Source organism: Streptomyces sp. MK7, from assembly GCF_032658145.1.
GTDB lineage: Bacteria > Actinomycetota > Actinomycetes > Streptomycetales > Streptomycetaceae > Streptomyces > Streptomyces spiralis.
Genome location: NZ_JAVACL010000016.1, coordinates 26670 through 43004, shown reverse-complemented (window position 1 = coordinate 43004; position 16335 = coordinate 26670). Strand labels below are relative to the sequence as shown.

The 16335-nt window shown below is 71.6% G+C and carries 16 protein-coding genes; 4 read left to right on the top strand and 12 right to left on the bottom strand.

What is annotated here, in order from left to right; genetic code table 11:
* Positions 1 to 30 precede the first annotated feature (30 nt).
* The 5 genes from R2S09_RS19175 to R2S09_RS19155 all read right to left on the bottom strand — a co-directional run bounded on the left by R2S09_RS19175 (position 31) and on the right by R2S09_RS19155 (position 5778).
* Positions 31 to 264 (bottom strand): hypothetical protein, encoded by a 234-nt coding sequence (locus R2S09_RS19175; RefSeq protein ID WP_037869664.1) that lies wholly within the window; start codon positions 262 to 264, stop codon positions 31 to 33.
* Positions 265 to 462: 198 nt separating this feature from the next.
* Positions 463 to 1449 (bottom strand): DEDDh family exonuclease, encoded by a 987-nt coding sequence (locus R2S09_RS19170; RefSeq protein ID WP_306183867.1) that lies wholly within the window; start codon positions 1447 to 1449, stop codon positions 463 to 465.
* Positions 1450 to 1643: 194 nt separating this feature from the next.
* Positions 1644 to 2654 (bottom strand): CopD family protein, encoded by a 1011-nt coding sequence (locus R2S09_RS19165; RefSeq protein ID WP_316742295.1) that lies wholly within the window; start codon positions 2652 to 2654, stop codon positions 1644 to 1646.
* Positions 2655 to 2757: 103 nt separating this feature from the next.
* Entirely contained in the window at positions 2758 to 4182 is a 1425-nt protein-coding gene (locus R2S09_RS19160; protein ID WP_316742293.1) for a CoA transferase, read from the bottom strand.
* A gap of 69 nt (positions 4183 to 4251) precedes the next feature.
* Positions 4252 to 5778, bottom strand: coding sequence for a S8 family serine peptidase (locus R2S09_RS19155; RefSeq protein ID WP_316742292.1), 1527 nt, complete (start codon positions 5776 to 5778; stop codon positions 4252 to 4254).
* A 293-nt stretch (positions 5779 to 6071) separates the two neighbouring features.
* On the opposite strand from R2S09_RS19155, the gene R2S09_RS19150 reads away from it, so the two are divergent.
* The 3 genes from R2S09_RS19150 (at position 6072) to moaA (ending at position 9191) form a co-directional block, all read left to right on the top strand.
* A complete protein-coding gene (locus R2S09_RS19150; protein WP_306183874.1) occupies positions 6072 to 6428 on the top strand; it encodes a DUF485 domain-containing protein in 357 nt (118 codons plus the stop codon).
* On the top strand, positions 6425 to 8059 hold the full coding sequence (locus R2S09_RS19145; protein WP_316742289.1) for a cation acetate symporter: 1635 nt from the start codon (positions 6425 to 6427) through the stop codon (positions 8057 to 8059). Before R2S09_RS19150 ends, R2S09_RS19145 begins: the two co-directional genes overlap by 4 nt.
* A 142-nt stretch (positions 8060 to 8201) precedes the next feature.
* Positions 8202 to 9191, top strand: coding sequence for a GTP 3',8-cyclase MoaA (moaA, locus tag R2S09_RS19140; RefSeq protein ID WP_316742287.1), 990 nt, complete (start codon positions 8202 to 8204; stop codon positions 9189 to 9191).
* 49 nt (positions 9192 to 9240) lie between these two features.
* Here moaA and R2S09_RS19135 read toward each other — a convergent pair whose 3' ends face one another.
* Together R2S09_RS19135 and R2S09_RS19130 are read right to left on the bottom strand one after the other, a co-directional pair.
* A complete protein-coding gene (locus tag R2S09_RS19135; RefSeq protein WP_306183880.1) occupies positions 9241 to 9468 on the bottom strand; it encodes a hypothetical protein in 228 nt (75 codons plus the stop codon).
* A gap of 200 nt (positions 9469 to 9668) precedes the next feature.
* Positions 9669 to 10115 carry a DUF3099 domain-containing protein gene (locus tag R2S09_RS19130; RefSeq protein WP_306183881.1) on the bottom strand — a complete coding sequence of 149 codons (447 nt, stop codon included), beginning with the start codon at positions 10113 to 10115 and terminating at the stop codon, positions 9669 to 9671.
* A gap of 293 nt (positions 10116 to 10408) precedes the next feature.
* Here R2S09_RS19130 and R2S09_RS19125 point away from each other — a divergent pair, with 293 nt between their 5' ends.
* Positions 10409 to 10696, top strand: coding sequence for a GlsB/YeaQ/YmgE family stress response membrane protein (locus R2S09_RS19125; RefSeq protein ID WP_306183882.1), 288 nt, complete (start codon positions 10409 to 10411; stop codon positions 10694 to 10696).
* 63 nt (positions 10697 to 10759) lie between these two features.
* Here R2S09_RS19125 and tyrS read toward each other — a convergent pair whose 3' ends face one another.
* The 5 genes from tyrS to R2S09_RS19100 form a co-directional block, all read right to left on the bottom strand.
* Positions 10760 to 12028 carry a tyrosine--tRNA ligase gene (gene tyrS, locus R2S09_RS19120; protein WP_306183883.1) on the bottom strand — a complete coding sequence of 423 codons (1269 nt, stop codon included), beginning with the start codon at positions 12026 to 12028 and terminating at the stop codon, positions 10760 to 10762.
* A 102-nt stretch (positions 12029 to 12130) separates the two neighbouring features.
* The gene (locus tag R2S09_RS19115; protein WP_316742284.1) at positions 12131 to 13525 is read right to left on the bottom strand and encodes a metallopeptidase TldD-related protein; all 1395 of its coding nucleotides are present in this window, start codon (positions 13523 to 13525) and stop codon (positions 12131 to 12133) included.
* A complete protein-coding gene (locus R2S09_RS19110; RefSeq protein WP_316742283.1) occupies positions 13522 to 15045 on the bottom strand; it encodes a TldD/PmbA family protein in 1524 nt (507 codons plus the stop codon). Before R2S09_RS19110 ends, R2S09_RS19115 begins: the two co-directional genes overlap by 4 nt.
* Positions 15046 to 15272: 227 nt before the next feature.
* Positions 15273 to 15473 carry a DUF397 domain-containing protein gene (locus R2S09_RS19105; RefSeq protein ID WP_316742281.1) on the bottom strand — a complete coding sequence of 67 codons (201 nt, stop codon included), beginning with the start codon at positions 15471 to 15473 and terminating at the stop codon, positions 15273 to 15275.
* Positions 15470 to 16321, bottom strand: coding sequence for a helix-turn-helix transcriptional regulator (locus R2S09_RS19100; protein WP_316742279.1), 852 nt, complete (start codon positions 16319 to 16321; stop codon positions 15470 to 15472). Before R2S09_RS19100 ends, R2S09_RS19105 begins: the two co-directional genes overlap by 4 nt.
* Positions 16322 to 16335 lie beyond the last annotated feature (14 nt).

Genomic DNA, 16335 nt, shown 5'->3' with positions numbered 1-16335 from the left:
GGTTCTTCCCGCAGGGGGTGCCGGGTGTCCTCAGACATGGTCGACGATTCCGACCTTCCCCTCCGCGCGGGCGCAGTGCCCGCCGCAGTACCAGTGGCCCTCGACCTCGACGCCCTGCCCGATGATCTGCACCCGGCAGTGCTCGCAGATCGGCGCCATGCGGTGGATCGCGCAGGCGAAGCAGTCGAAGACGTGCACCGCGCCCTGGGCGTGCACCTCGAAGGTCATACCGTAGTCATTGCCGCATACTTCACATCTGGCCATGCGCCACAGGGTGAGCCGTGGCCGCCTCGCGGGCGAGCGGCCGCCGGGCGAGTCGCCCGGCAATCACCCGTACGCCCGCCGGTCACCCGTACGCGTGCCGGTCACGTGTGGGCGGGCAGGTCACCGTGAGGCGCGCCGGTCACCCGTGGCGGCCACGTCGTCCGCCCGTCCGCCGGGCCGTGCGTCCGTCGTCGCCGGTCAGTCGCCGTCCGCCGGTTCCACGTCCCCGAGCAGCTGCCCGAACGCCGCCTCGTCCACCACCGGCGTGCCGTACAGCCGCGCCTTGACCACCTTCGACGTGCCCGAGTCCGGGTCGTTGGTGACGAGCAGGCTGGTCAGCCGGGACAGGCTGGTGGCGACATGCAGCCCGGCTTCCGTCGCGCGGTCCTCCAGCAGCTCGCGGTCGACGGAGGTGTCACCGGAAAAGGCGATCCGCATGCCCTGCTTGAGACGTTTGCCCTCTTCGTAACGGCCCGGGTTGGGATAGGGGCATGCGGGTCTTTTGCGGGACGGGCGCCAACTGCCCGCCCGGTAGCCGCCGTAGCCGCCGGACGGCTGCCGGGGCACGGGCCGGTCCGACCACTCCGTCAGCGGCCGGCACTCCAGCAGCGGCAGCCGCACGGCGCCGGCCGCCGCGGCCGCGAGGCTCGGCCGGAACGCCTCCGCCAGCACCCGCGCGTCGTCCAGCGCGTGGTGCGCCCGCCGCTGTACGACGCCGAAGTGCGCCGCCAGCGACTCCAGTTTGTGGTTGGGCAGCGGCAGCCCCAGCTCCTTGGAGAGCGCGATGGTGCACAGCCGCTGCCGCACCGGTGCCTCGCGCTTCGCGCGCGCGTACTCCCGGGCGATCATCTGCCAGTCGAACACCGCGTTGTGCGCGACGAGCACCCGGCCGGCCAGCCGGGCGGAGAACTCGTCGGCGATGTCCTCGAAGAGCGGCGCCCCTTCGAGCACCTCGCTCGTCAGACCGTGGATCCACACCGGTCCCGGATCCCGCTCCGGGTTGACCAGCGTGTACCAGTGGTCCTCCACCTCGCCGCGCGCGTCCAGCCGGTAGACCGCCGCGGAGATGATGCGGTCGTCGCGGGCCAGGCCGGTGGTCTCCACGTCAACGACCGCGTATCCCTGCGGATACGCGGCCGGCCACGGTGTGGGGGACGGCCCTGCGAGCGTGCGGTCTTCGAGCATGGTCACTGAGGATACGGGCCGTGACTGACAGCCCGGTCCCTCAGGTGGCCACCGCGCCACCCGCGTACACCGGTACGCCCGCACGCCACTTCGTGCGCCGGTCATGCGTGCGTGGCGCAAACCGGGCGAATCGCATCGGAGTTCGCCTCGCCCGGCGCCACCCCGCCGCGCATCGGCGCCGGCCGCCCTGTGAATCAGCTCCAGCGGGTCGGGGGCGGCAGCGCCGTCAGCAGCCCCGACACCATGACCACCACGGCCAGGCCGGCGATCTCCGCGCGCGCGGGGGTGCACGCCGTCAGCGGGTCGGGCGCCCGGCGCAGCCGGAGCCGCGCCCAGAGGGCCAGCAGGACGACGCCGGCCACGAGGATCACCTTGGCGAGCAGGGTGCGGCCGTAGGCCGTCGCCGTCAGCTGGTGCAGCACCGTCTCGGGCGGCATCCGGCGCAGGGTGCTGCACACGCCCGTCGCGGTGACCGCGGCGAGCAGTACGGCCGCCCCGCGCGCGTAGCGGCCCAGCAGCGCGGCGGCCGCCTCGGTGCCTCGCCGGCGCCGCAGCGTGCGCAGGGTGTGCAGCAGACCGCCCGCCCACAGCGCCCCGCACACCAGGTGCGCGAGCGTCAGGCCGGAGCCGAGCAACGAGCCGCTCTCGGTGGGGGGATGGGCGCGCAGCGCCTCGGCCACGGCCACCGCGCCGAGCGGCAGGACCTGGAGTCGCGGGTGGCGTGAGAGCGCGCACAGACCGGCCGGCGGGAAGGCGTTGACCTCCAGCAGGGCCAGTGAGCCGTCCCGGGTGCGGTAGAGGCCGCCCACATCGATCTGGGTCGGGCTGTGCGGCACCAGGTGGCCGGTGGCCACCACGGAGGCGAGTCCGAGGGCGGCGAGGAAACCGGCGGCGGCCGCGTACAGGGACCAGGTGCGCGGAGGCTCCGCCGCGGGGCCGGGAAGGCCGTCGGCCAGCCGGTTCACGAACAGTTCGCCGACGGGGACGCACAGCGCCGCGAACAGCACCGCCCGCAGCAGGGTGATGCCACCGGCTGCGGGGGCGGCTGCCTCTCCGGTGCCGTGCAGGGCGGCCGACGGACCGAACAGCGGGATCAGCGCGGCGAGCGCCACCAGGGCGAGGACGGCGGCCGCCCGTAACGTCGCGGCCCGCCGCCCCCTCCCGCCGGCGTCTGCCGCCTCGGAGGCCGGTCGTATGAGCGTCACCCCAGGATCTTCACCAGCCACCACAAACGGGGCAAGTGGGCACAAGCAACTGAGGGAACGGCATTCCGCCTGACGGTGTCCGCGCGCCGTCACGCCCGTGTGCTCACGCCCAGCGGGCCGCGTCCGACCCCCAGCGGCCGGGTGGCCGGGCCCAGGCGGCGGGGCCGCCGGTGAAGGTCACGGGCGGCAGGGCGTACCGCAGCCGGCCGATCCCGCTGTCCGTCTCGCCGAGCCACGGCTCCGGCCCGTCGTATGGGGCGCCCGTCACGGAACCCGGGACCGTGCCCGTCCCGGCGGAACCCGGCGCACCGCCCGGCTCGCTCGCACCCGGACCGCTGCCCCCCGTCAGCCATGCCGCCGTCCGCGCCAGCGACAGCCGTACGACCCGGCTGCCGCCCTCGGCGGACTGCTCGGTCAGGGCCCGCAGCACCGCGCCCGCCAGGAGACAGCCCGTGCCGTGGTCCAGCGCCTGCGCGGGCAGCGCGCCCGGCCGCCGCGCCGTCCCCTCGACCGCCGCGATGCCGGTGGCGACCTGGACGAGGCTGTCGAAACCGCGCCGCCCGCCCCACGGCCCGTACCCGCCCCACGCCGACAACTGCGCCACGACCAGACCGGGCCGTCGCTCGGCCAGCGCCTCGGGGGAGAGGCCGAAGCGGTCCAGGGCGCCCGGGCGGTAGCCGGTGACGACGACGTCCGCCTCGGCCAGCAGCTCCTTCAAGGCCGTCCGGTCGGCCGCCAGGTCCAGGAGCGCCGACCGCTTCCCGAAGCCCGTGTCGGCGTGCTGGTCGGCGAGTTCGGGCAGTTGCGGAGCGTCCAGGCGCAGCACGTCCGCGCCCAGCAGGGCGAGGGTGCGGGTGGCGACGGGCCCTGCGATGACCCGGGTCAGGTCCAGCACGCGCAGCCCGGCGGCCGGCAGCAGGGGCGCTCCCTCGACGGCGGGGAGCACGCGCGCGCGTGCCTCGTCCGGCCGCTCGCGCTCGACCAGCGGCCGGGCGGCCGCCGCGGCGCCCTGCTCGTGCGCGGCCCACTCCTCGGGCGTGCGCAGCGCGACGGCGAGGCCGCCGGCCGCGTACACGGCCTCCTCGACGTCGAGCGCGGACCGCTCGGCGAGCGTGCCCTCCACGGCCGCCGGGTCGGCGTCCTGCGGCAGCCCCAGCGCCACGAGCAACCGCTGCCGGTGGTGCGGGTAGTTGGCGTGCGTGCGCACCCAGCCGTCGGCCGTCCGCCAGAACCGTGACAGCGGCGCGAAGGTGAGCGGTGGCCGCCCGTCGACCAGCAGATGCCGCTCACTGGTGAACGCGGTGGCCACGGCACCGTCGTCCACGCGGACCGCGGGCACCTCGGTGCGCCCGGCCCGTCGCGCGGCCAGCTCCGCGGCGGCCAGCGCACAGGCGCCCACGCACGCGCGTGCCAGCTCCCGCACGGGAAGGCGCGCCCCGAGCGCGCCCTCCCGCTCCACGGTGGTGACCCGCGACACGAGGGCGGGATCGCCGCCCAGCGCGGACCATGCGAACCTGATGTCAGTCATGACTGCACTATGCAGTATTGACTGAATCAGTATAGGTCGCGTACCCCCGTCTGGACGGCTACTCGTCGGCTACTTGGTCACCGCGGCCAGCGCGTCCGCCGTGCCCCAGCCGTAGAAGCCGTTGCGGTTCTTCGTGCCCTCGCACACCGCGTCGACCTTGCCGTCCCCGTTGATGTCGTACGGGTCCGTGCACGGCGTGGCGCTGGCCTCCGCGTACAGCAGCGCCTTCACCAGAGCCGCGGGGGCGTGCGGATGCGTCGACTTGATCAATGCCGCAACCCCGGCGACATGCGGGCTCGCCATCGATGTACCGGCCATGTAGCCCCACTTGCCACCCGGCAGCGGACCCAGGATCAGGCCGCTGGTCGCCGGCGGCTCGGGCTTCTGGTACATCGTGGAGTCACCGCCCGGCGCGGCGATGTCGATGACACCGAGACCGTAGTTGGAGAAGGACGACTTGACGCCCTTCGCACCGGTCGCCGCCACCGTGACGACACCCGGCAGCTGGGTCGGGATGTCGTAGCACTTGTGCGGGTCGATCACCCGGTCCCCGGGCGTGGAGTCGTTCGGGGAGACCGGGTCGGTGATCGAGTGGGAGGCCAGGTCGTAGTTCTCGTTGCCCGCCGCCGCGACGTTGACCGTGCCCTTGCGCTCCGCGTACTGCGAGGCCCGCCGGACGGCCTCCACCAGTGCCTTCTGGTCCGGGTCGTCCGCGCAGTTGAAGTACCACGGGTCGGTGTAATAGCTGTTGTTGGTCACGTCGACACCGTGCTCGGCCGCCCACACGAAGCCGCACACCACGGCCTCCGTGTAGAAGAACCCGTCCGGGTTGGCGACCTTGATGCCGGCCACCTTCACCCCCGGCGCCACACCCGTGATGCCGACGCCGTTCTTCGCGCCCGCGATCTCCCCGGCCACATGCGTGCCGTGCGGACTCTCGGCGGCGCTCGGCCGCCAGGCGCCGTCGGTGGTGTCCGGCTTGCCCGACACACAGTTGACGGAGGCGGCGCGGTCGAAGTTCGGGGCGATGTCCGGGTGGGTGTCGTCCACACCCGTGTCGATGACGGCGACGGTGACGTTCGGGCTGCCGAGCGTCTTCTCGTGCGCCTTGTCGGCCTTGATGGCGGGCAGGTCCCACTGCAACGGCTCCAACGGGTCCTGCCCGTCGGCCGCTTCGGAGCCCGCCTCGGCCGCCTGCGCGGCGGTCAGCGGCTTCGGCGCGCCCACGTCGGTGGTCGACTGCGCGGGCAACGGCGCCGTACGCGTGGCGCCCGCGGACTCCACCCCGGGCGCCTGGCGTATGGCCTTCGCGAAGCCCGGGTCGGCGGAGTGGACGACGATGACGCCTATCTGGTCGTACGACGTCACGATCGTGCCGCCGGCCTTCGCGATCGCCTGCTTCACCTGGGCCGAGACGCCGTGTCCGGGACGGACGTTGACGACGTAGCTCAGCGAGGCCGCGTCGGTCTCGGTGGCGGTGGACTGCGCTCGGGGCGACGCCGAGGCCACGGCCGGCAGGAAGCCGAGTGAGGCGGTCAGCGACAGCGCGACCGGTACGGCCAGGGCGAGTCGGCGTCTGGAACGCAGATGAGCCATGGGGTCTCCACATCATCCGGATACAGAACCGCCCGAGACACAGGTGTGCTGCTCGGGCGGATACATGACGGTGGTGCAGGGCGAAGCTATCCCGCCCCCTCACCGGCCAGCAATGACTTGGCAATGACTTCCCCAGGCCACTTGCGAAAGAACGCGCGGAACTTGAACCGGTCCTCGCGCGGCGCCGTGGACCTTGGACGGGAGCCCCAGCACCCTCGGGCCCCCTGTCCCATCCGCATCCGCATCCGGTCCGACCGCAGCCGGACCCGCTGTCGCAACGCGAGGAGACTGACGTGGCCACCGAGACACCGCCACCCTCGAATACGCAGGTCCCCCTCCCCTCCACCGAGGAGTTCGCCGCGGTGCAGGAGAGCGCCGAGTTCGGTGAACTGCGCCGCTCCTACCGCGCCTTCGCCTTCCCCCTGACCATCGCCTTCACCGCCTGGTACCTGCTGTACGTCCTGCTGTCCAACTACGCGGGCGACTTCATGGGCACCAAGCTCTTCGGCAACATCAACGTCGCCCTGGTCCTCGGACTGGCCCAGTTCCTCACCACGTTCCTCATCGCCTGGTGGTACGCGCGGCACGCCGCCGCCAAGCTCGACCCCAAGGCGGAGGCCATCAAGTCCCGGATGGAGGGCGGAGCATGACCACCGCACACCCCGCAGCGCACACCCTGCTGGCCGCCGGTGAGGCGAGCGAGCACCGCACGCTGATCATCACCCTGTTCGCGGTCTTCGTCGCCGCGACCCTCGTCATCACCGTCTGGGCCGGCCGCCAGACCAAGGACGCCGCCGACTTCTACGCCGGCGGGCGGCAGTTCACCGGATTCCAGAACGGCCTCGCCGTCTCCGGCGACTACATGTCCGCCGCGTCCTTCCTCGGCATCGCGGGCGCCATCGCGCTGTTCGGCTACGACGGCTTCCTGTACTCCATCGGCTTCCTGGTCGCCTGGCTGGTCGCCCTGCTCCTGGTCGCCGAACCGCTGCGCAACTCCGGCCGCTACACCATGGGCGACGTCCTGGCGTACCGGATGCGCCAGCGCCCCGTCCGCACCGCCGCCGGCGCCTCCACCATCGTCGTGTCGATCTTCTATCTGCTGGCCCAGATGGCGGGCGCGGGCGTTCTGGTCTCGCTGCTGCTCGGCATCACCAGCGACGGCGGCAAGACCGGCATCGTGGCCCTGGTCGGCGTACTGATGATCGTGTACGTCACCATCGGCGGCATGAAGGGCACCACCTGGGTGCAGATGGTCAAGGCCGTGCTGCTGATCGCCGGCGCGATCCTGCTGACCTTCCTGGTGCTGCTGAAGTTCGACTTCAACGTCTCCGACCTGCTCGGCAGCGCCGCCGACAACAGCGGCAAGGGCGCCGCGTTCCTGGAGCCCGGCCTGAAGTACGGCGCCACCGGCACCACCAAGCTGGACTTCCTCTCGCTCGGCATCGCCCTGGTGCTCGGCACCGCCGGACTGCCGCACATCCTGATCCGCTTCTACACCGTCCCGACCGCCAAGGCCGCCCGCAAGTCCGTGATCTGGGCGATCGGCCTGATCGGCGCCTTCTACCTGATGACCCTCGCCCTCGGCTTCGGCGCCGCCGCCCTCATCAAGCCGGACGAGATCATCGCCTCCAACAAGGCCGGCAACACCGCGGCCCCGCTGTTGGCCCTGCACCTGGGCGGCGTGGACTCCAACTGGGGCGCCGTCCTGCTCGCCAGCATCTCGGCCGTCGCCTTCGCCACGATCCTCGCCGTCGTCGCGGGCCTCACCCTCGCCTCGTCCTCCTCCTTCGCCCACGACATCTACGCCAACGTCATCAAGAAGGGCACCGCCACCGAGAAGCAGGAACTGGGCGCGGCCCGCTGGGCGACCGTCGGCATCGGCGCCGTCTCCATCGTCCTCGGCGCCCTCGCCCGGGACCTGAACGTCGCCGGACTGGTGGCCCTCGCCTTCGCGGTCGCCGCCTCCGCCAACCTGCCCACCATCCTCTACAGCCTGTTCTGGAAGCGGTTCACCACCGCCGGCGCCCTGTGGTCGATCTACGGCGGCCTGGTCACCGCGGTCGGCCTGGTGCTGTTCTCGCCGGTGGTCTCGGGCAAGCCCACGTCGATGTTCCCGGACGTCGACTTCCACTGGTTCCCGCTGGAGAACCCGGGCCTGATCTCCATCCCGGTCGGCTTCCTGCTGGGCGTCCTCGGCACCCTGCTGTCCAAGGAGACCCCGGACAGCGGCAAGTACGCGGAACTGGAGGTGCGCTCGCTGACGGGCACCGGGGCCCACTGAGATGTCCGGTGCGGCCGCGTCGTAGGTCCCTACGACGCGGCCGCGTCCCACCTCGTCGGGATCACCCCTCGGCCGATGTCGGTGGTGTCACGTAGGCTCAAGGTGACGGAAGACAAGTGTTCCGGACGAGGGAGGGGGCCACGTGCTCATCGACACTTACGGCCGAGTGGCCACCGACCTGCGGGTCTCGCTCACCGACCGGTGCAATCTGCGCTGCACCTACTGCATGCCCGAGGAGGGCCTGCAGTGGCTGGCCAAGCCCGACCTGCTCACGGACGACGAGATCGTCCGCCTGATCGACATCGCGGTCACCTCCCTGGGCGTCAAGGAGGTCCGCTTCACCGGCGGCGAGCCCCTGCTGCGCCCCGGCCTGGTCGGCATCGTCGAGCGCGTCGCGGCCCTGGACCCACGCCCCCAGATGTCTCTCACCACCAACGGCATCGGCCTGAAGCGCACGGCGACGGCCCTCAAGGCGGCCGGCCTGGACCGGGTCAACGTCTCCCTCGACACGCTCCGCCCGGACGTCTTCAAGGCGCTCACCCGCCGCGACCGCCACAAGGACGTCCTCGAAGGTCTGCAGGCCGCCCGCGAGGCCGGTCTGACCCCCGTCAAGGTCAACACCGTCCTGATGCCGGGCCTGAACGCCGACGAGGCCCCGGACCTCCTGGCCTGGGCCGTGGAGCACGACTACGAGCTGCGCTTCATCGAGCAGATGCCCCTGGACGCCCAGCACGGCTGGAAGCGCGACGGCATGGTCACCGCCGGCGACATCCTCGCCTCCCTGCGCACCCGCTTCGAGCTGGCCCCCGAGGAGGCCGGGGCGCGCGGCTCCGCCCCGGCCGAGCGCTGGCTCGTCGACGGCGGCCCGCACCGCGTCGGTGTCATCGCCTCCGTCACGCGACCGTTCTGCGCGGCCTGCGACCGCACCCGCCTCACGGCCGACGGGCAGGTCCGCACCTGTCTGTTCGCCACCGAGGAGACCGACCTGCGCGGCGCCCTGCGCTCCGGCGCCCCCGACGAGGAGATCGCCCGCATCTGGCGGCTGGCGATGTGGGGCAAGAAGGCGGGCGCGGGCCTGGACGATCCGTCCTTCGTCCAGCCGGACCGGCCGATGTCCGCCATCGGCGGCTGAGGTCCGGTCCCCAGGGGGTGTCTCGCCGCCTTCGGAGGCTCGGGAGCCGTCAGGGGCTTTCGGGGCGCTCGGAGGCTTCCCACTCCTTCAGAAGGACCACGTCCTTCAGGAACCCCCGCACCCCCAGGAACTGCGACAGGTGTTCCCGGTGCTCCTCGCACGCCAGCCATGTCTTGCGGCGCTCCGGCGTGTGGATCTTCGGGTTGTTCCAGGCCAGCACCCACACGGCGGCGGCACGGCAGCCCTTGGCGGAGCAGATCGGGGTCTCGTCAGTCACAGCTTCGTCTCACAGCCACGGCACACAAGGCGACGCCGAGCAGCCACGGGGGGAGCTGCCCGGCGTCGGTCTGTCGCTCCGACGGGGGATGCGGAGCGCGTACGAAGTATGTCACGGGTAACCCGTCGCCCGGCACCGGAACAACATGATTGATCTGAGCATTTCTTGAGCTTCCCGTCCGGGCCGGCGGTCGGCGCCGGTCACACGCCGTCGTGGGGCTCGCGTGCCGCGCCCGTGGCGCTGCCCGGGGTGCCGTTCGGAGCGCTGTTCGCCGCGCCCGCCGCCGGGTCGGCCGTGGTGTCCCGGGCACCGGACTCCGCGAAGCCGTCCTCCTCGTTCCGCGGCGACGTGATCATCGGCTTGGTCGGCATGGCGACGAACGTCGACGGCAGGTTCGGCGCGTTCTCCCGCCCCGCGTTGGCGATCACCACGGCGATATAGGGCAGCACCAGCCCGAGCACCAGCGCCACGATCGCCACATACCGCTCGACGTTCCACAGCGCCACCGCGAGGAGCACCGACACCGTACGGATCGACATCGAGATGACATACCGGCGCTGACGGCCGCGCACGTCCTCCTGCAGGCCCGTCCGGGCTCCCGTGATCCGGAACACCTGGACGTGGCCACCGCCATGCTGCTTCCGCATCACAATCCACCATTCGCCCGCATCGGACAGTTCCCCGGCTCCCTGCCCGGTCGCCCACCGGCAGGAAACACCGGTCCGCACCTGCTCCACGTTACGCCGCGCCGACCGCGCCTACGAGGCCGGGGCACCCTCTGCCTGCGCGAACGACCCGTATGCGTCCGCGCGGGCGCACGCGGTGACTCCGCCCGTCCACGCCCCCGGCGCCCGATGCGTACAGCCGCGCCCGGCATGCGGCGCAGGGCCGTCCGGCCGACACTGACCGTAGCGGTCACATCGAGCCGGAGGAGGCGGCCATGGGCTGGTTGTGGGCGATCATCGTGGGCTTCGTGCTCGGCCTGATCGCCAAGGCGGTGATCCCCGGCAAGCAGCACAGCCCGCTCTGGCTCACCACCATTTTCGGCATGCTCGGCGCGATCGCCGGCAACGCGGTCGCCCGTGCGGCCGGCGTCGCCGAGACCCGCGGCATCGACTGGAGCCGGCACATCTTCCAGCTCGTGGCCGCGATCATCATCGTCGCTATCGGCGACATGGCGTACATGGCGCTGTGGGGCAACAAGAAGCGGCGGCGGGAGCGGGCATAGCGCGCCGGACACGAGAAAGAGGTGGCCTCCTGGGAGACCACCCCTTCCTCATGCGGTGTCCCTTCAGGCGCCGGTGACCTCGACCGCCGCCAGGTTCTTCTTGCCCCGGCGCAGCACCAGCCAGCGGCCGTGCAGCAGGTCCTCAGCGGCGGGGACCGCGTCCTCGGCGGTCACCTTGACGTTGTTCACGTAGGCACCGCCCTCCTTGACCGTGCGGCGCGCGGCCGACTTGCTGGGCACCAGGCCGACCTCGGCGAACAGGTCGACCACCGGGCCCAGCTCGGTCACCCGCACGTGCGGCACCTCGGACAGCGCCGCGGCGAGCGTCCGCTCGTCCAGCCCGGCCAGCTCGCCCTGGCCGAACAGGGCCTTGGAGGCGTCGATCACCGCGGCCGTCTGGTCGGCGCCGTGCACCAGCGTCGTCAGCTCCTCCGCCAGCGCGCGCTGCGCGGCCCGGGCCTGCGGACGCTCCTCGGTCTGCCGCTCCAGCTCCTGAAGCTCCTCGCGGGACCGGAAGGACAGGATGCGCATGTACTTGGAGATGTCCCGGTCGTCCACGTTCAGCCAGAACTGGTAGAACGCGTACGGCGTCGTCATCTCCGGGTCGAGCCAGACGGCGCCGCCCTCGGTCTTGCCGAACTTGGTGCCATCCGCCTTCGTCATCAGCGGCGTCGCCAGCGCGTGCACGCTGGCGTCCGGCTCCAGCCGGTGGATCAGGTCCAGGCCGGCCGTGAGGTTGCCCCACTGGTCGCTGCCGCCCTGCTGGAGCGTGCAGCCGTGGCGCCGGTACAGCTGCAGGAAGTCCATGCCCTGCAGGATCTGGTAGCTGAACTCGGTGTAGCTGATGCCCTGGTCGGACTCCAGACGGCGGGCCACCGAGTCCTTCGTCAGCATCTTGTTGACGCGGAAGTGCTTGCCGATGTCCCGGAGGAACTCGATCGCCGACAGGTTCTGCGTCCAGTCCAGGTTGTTCACCATGACCGCGGCGTTCTCGCCCTCGAAGGACAGGAACGGCTCGATCTGCCGGCGCAGCCTGTCCACCCAGCCGGCGACCGTCTCCGGGTCGTTCAGGGTGCGCTCCGCGGTCGGGCGCGGGTCGCCGATCAGGCCCGTGGCGCCGCCGACCAGCGCCAGCGGCCGGTGACCGGCCTGCTGGAGCCGGCGCACGGTGAGCACCTGCACCAGGTGCCCCACGTGCAGCGACGGCGCGGTCGGGTCGAAGCCGCAATAGAACGTGACGGGACCGTCCGCGAGCGCCTTGCGCAAAGCGTCCTCGTCAGTGGACAGGGCGAACAGCCCCCGCCACTTCAGCTCGTCGACGATGTCCGTCACGGTTCTCGTGTCTCCTAGATGATCTCGTGGGTGGTCCCGCCGGTGATCGCGGGTGATCACGCCGGCGGTTCCGGGCCAGTCGGGTGACAGCCGACTACGAGGTTATACGCCCTGGCTGACAGAGCTCATATTGAAATCGGGGACGCGCAGCGCCGGCATCGCGGCCCGGGTGAAGTAGTCGCTCCACTCGCGCGGCAGGGTCTTCTCGGTCCGCCCGGCCTCCGCGGCCCGGCCCAGCAGGTCCACCGGCGACTCGTTGAACCGGAAGTTGTTGACCGCACCGGTCACCTCGCCGTTCTCGACCAGGTACACCCCGTCCCGGGTCAGCCCCGTCAGCAGCAGCGTCGCCGGGTCCACCTCGCGGATGTACCACAGGCAGGTCAGCAGCAGGCCGTGCTCGGTGGCGGCGACCATCTCCTCGAGGGAACGCTCGCTGCCGCCCTCCAGGATCAGGTTCCCGGCCGACGGGGCCACGGGCAGCCCGGTCAGGCCCGCGCTGTGCCGGGTGGTCAGCAGATGCCGGAGCTCGCCGTCACCGATCCACTCGGTCGCCTGTACCGGCAGCCCGTTGTCGAACACCGACTGGTCGCCGCCGGAGGAGTGCGCGACCACGAACGGAGCGCACTCCAGACCGGGCCGGCCCGGATCGCTGCGCAGGGTCAGCGGCAGCCCGCTGAGCTTCTCGCCGACGCGGGTGCCGCCGCCCGGCTTGGAGAACACCGTCCGCCCTTCGGCCGCGTCCCGGCCCGACGAGGACCACATCTGGTAGATCAGCAGATCCGCGACGGCGGTCGGCGGCAGCAGCGTCTCGTAGCGCCCCGCGGGCAGCTCGATCCGCCGCTGGGCCCAGCCGAGCCGTACGGCCAGCTCCGCGTCCAGCGCCGCCGGGTCGACGTCCTTGAAGTCCCGCGTGGACCGTCCCGCCCACGCCGAGCGCGTACGGTCCGGGGACTTCGCGTTCAGCTCCAGGGTTCCGACGGGCTGGTCGTGGCGCAGGCGCAGACCCGTCGAGGTACCGAGATACGTCGACACCAGCTCGTGATTGGCGAAGCCGTACAGCTCGCGGCCACCGGCACGCGCGCGTGCGAAGGACTCGCCGAGGGCCGGGGCGAAGTCCGCGAACACCGCCGAGGACGTCTCGGCGGGCGCGTCGGTGAAGCCGGGGGACTGCGGCACGCCCGTGACCAGCGGCTGCGCGTCCTCGGCCGGCCCGGCCCCGCGCGCGGCCTCCTCGGCGGCCCGCACCAGCGGCTCCAGCTCGTCCTCGGTCACGGCCGACCTGGACACGACGCCCGAGGCGGTGCCCTCCTTGCCGTCGACGGTCGCGACCACGGTGAGCGTGCGCCCGCGCGTGACACCGTTCGTGGTGAGCGCGTTGCCCGCCCAGCGCAGGTTGGCGGTGGAGTGCTCGTCCGCGATGACGACGCACCCGTCCGCCCGGGACAGTGCGAGGGCGCGCTCGACGACCTCGTGCGGCTTGCTGGTACGCGGGCTCATCGACCGGCCTCCTGGGTGGTGTTCAGGATGTTGACGCCCTTGAAGAGGGCGGAGGGGCAGCCGTGGGACACGGACGCGATCTGGCCCGGCTGGGCCTTGCCGCAGTTGAAGGCGCCGCCGAGGACGTACGTCTGCGGGCCGCCGACGGCCGCCATGGAGCCCCAGAAGTCGGTGGTGGTCGCCTGGTAGGCGACGTCCCGCAGCTGCCCGGCCAGCCGCCCGTTGACGATCCGGAAGAACCGCTGACCGGTGAACTGGAAGTTGTACCGCTGCATGTCGATCGACCAGGACCGGTCGCCGACGACGTAGATGCCCCGGTCGACGCTGCCGATGAGATCCTCGGTCGACATCCCCGCCGGATCCGGCCGCAGCGACACGTTCGCCATGCGCTGCACCGGCACCCGGCCGGGGGAGTCCGCGTAGGCGCACCCGTTGGACCGTTCGAACCCGGTCAGCTTCGCGATCCTGCGGTCCAGCTGGTAGCCGACCAGCGTGCCGTCCTTCACCAGGTCCCAGGACTGCGCCTCGACGCCCTCGTCGTCGTAGCCGACGGTCGCCAGACCGTGTTCGGCGGTGCGGTCGCCGGTGACGTTCATCAGCTCCGAGCCGTACTTCAGCTTGCCGAGCTGGTCGAAGGTGGCGAAGGAGGTGCCGGCGTAGGCGGCCTCGTAGCCGAGGGCCCGGTCCAGCTCGGTGGCGTGCCCGATGGACTCGTGGATGGTCAGCCACAGGTTGGAGGGGTCCACGACCAGGTCGTAGACGCCCGCCTCGACGCTCGGGGCGCGCATCTTCTCGGCCAGCAGCTCGGGGATCTGTTCGAGTTCGGCGTCCCAGTCCCAGCCGGTCCCGGTGAGGTACTCCCAGCCGCGCCCCACGGGCGGGGCCAGCGTCCGCATCGAGTCGAACTCCCCGCTGGACTCGTCCACGGACACGGCCGTCAGCTGCGGATGCAGCCGCACCCGCTGCTGGGTGGTCACGGTGCCCGCGGTGTCGGCGTAGAACTTGTTCTCGTGCACGGTGAGCAGCGAGGCGTCGACGTGGTCCACGCCGTCGGCCGCCAGCAGCCGCCTGCTGAAGCCGGCGAGCAGCGCGGACTTCTCCTCGTCCGGCACGGAGAACGGGTCGATCTCGTACGACGACACCCAGGTCCGCTCGGCGTGCACCGGCTCGTCGGCCAGCTCGACCCTCTCGTCGGCCCCGGCCGCCTTGATCACCTGGGCGGACAGCCGCGCCATCGCCACGGCCTGCGAGGCCACCTTGGCGGCGGCGGCCAGCGTCAGATCCACTCCGGAGGCGAACCCCCACGTACCGCCGTGCACCACCCGCACCGCATACCCCAGGTCGGTGGTGTCCGACGACCCGGCCGGCCGGGCGTCCCGCAGCCGCCAGGACGCACTGCGCACCCGTTCGAACCGGAAGTCGGCGTGCTCGGCACCGAGGGCACGCGCGCGTGCGAGTGCCGCGTCGGCGAGGGGGCGCAAGGGGAGCGCCAGGAACGACTGATCGATCTCATGGGGCACGGGCGGGTTTCCCTTCGCTGTCACCACCGGGTCCGTCGAGCTCGGACCGTGCGAATCACCGATACATCACCGATACGGAAGTCAAACACGCCGCGCACCCTCCGTACACGAGGGTTTTCCCTCTGGGCGGGCGAAAGTCCGCGGGCGCCTGGGCTGTCGGCGACAGCGCGGCGGGCGGGCCGGGATCGCTCCCGTGCCCGCCCGTGATCAGTGCGTACGACGCGTACTCAGCCGTCGAGCGACGATCCTGCCGCGAGTGCGGTGAACGCCGCCCACGTGGTCGGCGTGACGACGAGAGGACGGATCGCCTTGGCCTTGGAGTCGCGGATGTGGACCGCTTCGGTGCGCACGGCGACCTCGACGCAGTTGTCCCCGTCTCCGCCGCTGCAGCTGCTCTTGAACCAGCTCAGCTCAGGGGTGCTGCTCATAGCGCTCCTCGCATCCGTTCCAGCAGGTTCACCGTAGCCCGGCAATCCAGGGCCGGTGAACGCAGCTTGCCATAGCGCTGGTGAAGGATGCTGACCTCCCTTGGGGCAGCGAGCAGATTGCTTGATCGGTGCCCTTCGACGTAGCCGAACCACTGGTGCGCCGCTGTTTCGGCCAGGTACAGCTGGCCGTCGACTCCGCAGTGATCCTCCTGGTACAGCGGCATGATCTGGATCTCGACGTTGGTCTGTTGTCCGACGTTCAGCAAGTGGTCGATGACAGCCCTTGTGACCTGGGCGCCGCCGACCCCGCGCTCCAGAACGGCCTGTTCGATGATGAAGGCGAACGCGGTGTTCGGCCGTTCGGTCAGGAGCGCCTGGCGTTTCAGCCGTGCCGCCACCTTGTGCCTGATCTGCTCTTCGGACCAGGGCGGGAGCTGACGCTCGAACACCGCCCGTGCATAGCCCTCCGGCTGCAACAACCCCGGAACCGCCCGGCACTCATACGCGTACAAGGAGATCGCCTCCTCCTCGACGCTCGCCCACTGCCGGAACCACGACGCCAGCCCCGCCCGCCTCGTCAGACTCCTCGCCGCCGCCGTGAGGACCTTGAGCGCGACCGGACCCAGCACCTCCGCCGCCCGCGCGGGCAGATCCCCCGGAGGGAACCGCTTCCCCTGCTCGATCTTCGCGACGTACGCGGCCGAGTACCGCACTCGCAGCGCGAACTCCTCCTGAGCCAGCCCGGATTCCTCGCGCAGCGCCTTCAGGACCGCGCCGAAGGTCTTGAGACTGTCGGAGAGCTCGGGTTCCGAGTTCGTACCGCCGCCTCCGCCGTGGTCCGCCGTCATCGCCGCGTGCCTCC

What these genes read in the sequence shown, in the direction of transcription:
- R2S09_RS19155 (WP_316742292.1), bottom strand. Translation starts at nt 5,778, where the DNA reads ATGGCTCATCTGCGTTCCAGACGCCGACTCGCCCTGGCCGTACCGGTC.
- R2S09_RS19125 (WP_306183882.1), top strand. Translation starts at nt 10,409, where the DNA reads ATGGGCTGGTTGTGGGCGATCATCGTGGGCTTCGTGCTCGGCCTGATC.
- R2S09_RS19100 (WP_316742279.1), bottom strand. Translation starts at nt 16,321, where the DNA reads ATGACGGCGGACCACGGCGGAGGCGGCGGTACGAACTCGGAACCCGAG.
- R2S09_RS19105 (WP_316742281.1), bottom strand. Translation starts at nt 15,473, where the DNA reads ATGAGCAGCACCCCTGAGCTGAGCTGGTTCAAGAGCAGCTGCAGCGGC.
- R2S09_RS19170 (WP_306183867.1), bottom strand. Translation starts at nt 1,449, where the DNA reads ATGCTCGAAGACCGCACGCTCGCAGGGCCGTCCCCCACACCGTGGCCG.
- R2S09_RS19115 (WP_316742284.1), bottom strand. Translation starts at nt 13,525, where the DNA reads ATGAGCCCGCGTACCAGCAAGCCGCACGAGGTCGTCGAGCGCGCCCTC.
- R2S09_RS19130 (WP_306183881.1), bottom strand. Translation starts at nt 10,115, where the DNA reads ATGCGGAAGCAGCATGGCGGTGGCCACGTCCAGGTGTTCCGGATCACG.
- R2S09_RS19160 (WP_316742293.1), bottom strand. Translation starts at nt 4,182, where the DNA reads ATGACTGACATCAGGTTCGCATGGTCCGCGCTGGGCGGCGATCCCGCC.
- R2S09_RS19175 (WP_037869664.1), bottom strand. Translation starts at nt 264, where the DNA reads ATGGCCAGATGTGAAGTATGCGGCAATGACTACGGTATGACCTTCGAG.
- R2S09_RS19145 (WP_316742289.1), top strand. Translation starts at nt 6,425, where the DNA reads ATGACCACCGCACACCCCGCAGCGCACACCCTGCTGGCCGCCGGTGAG.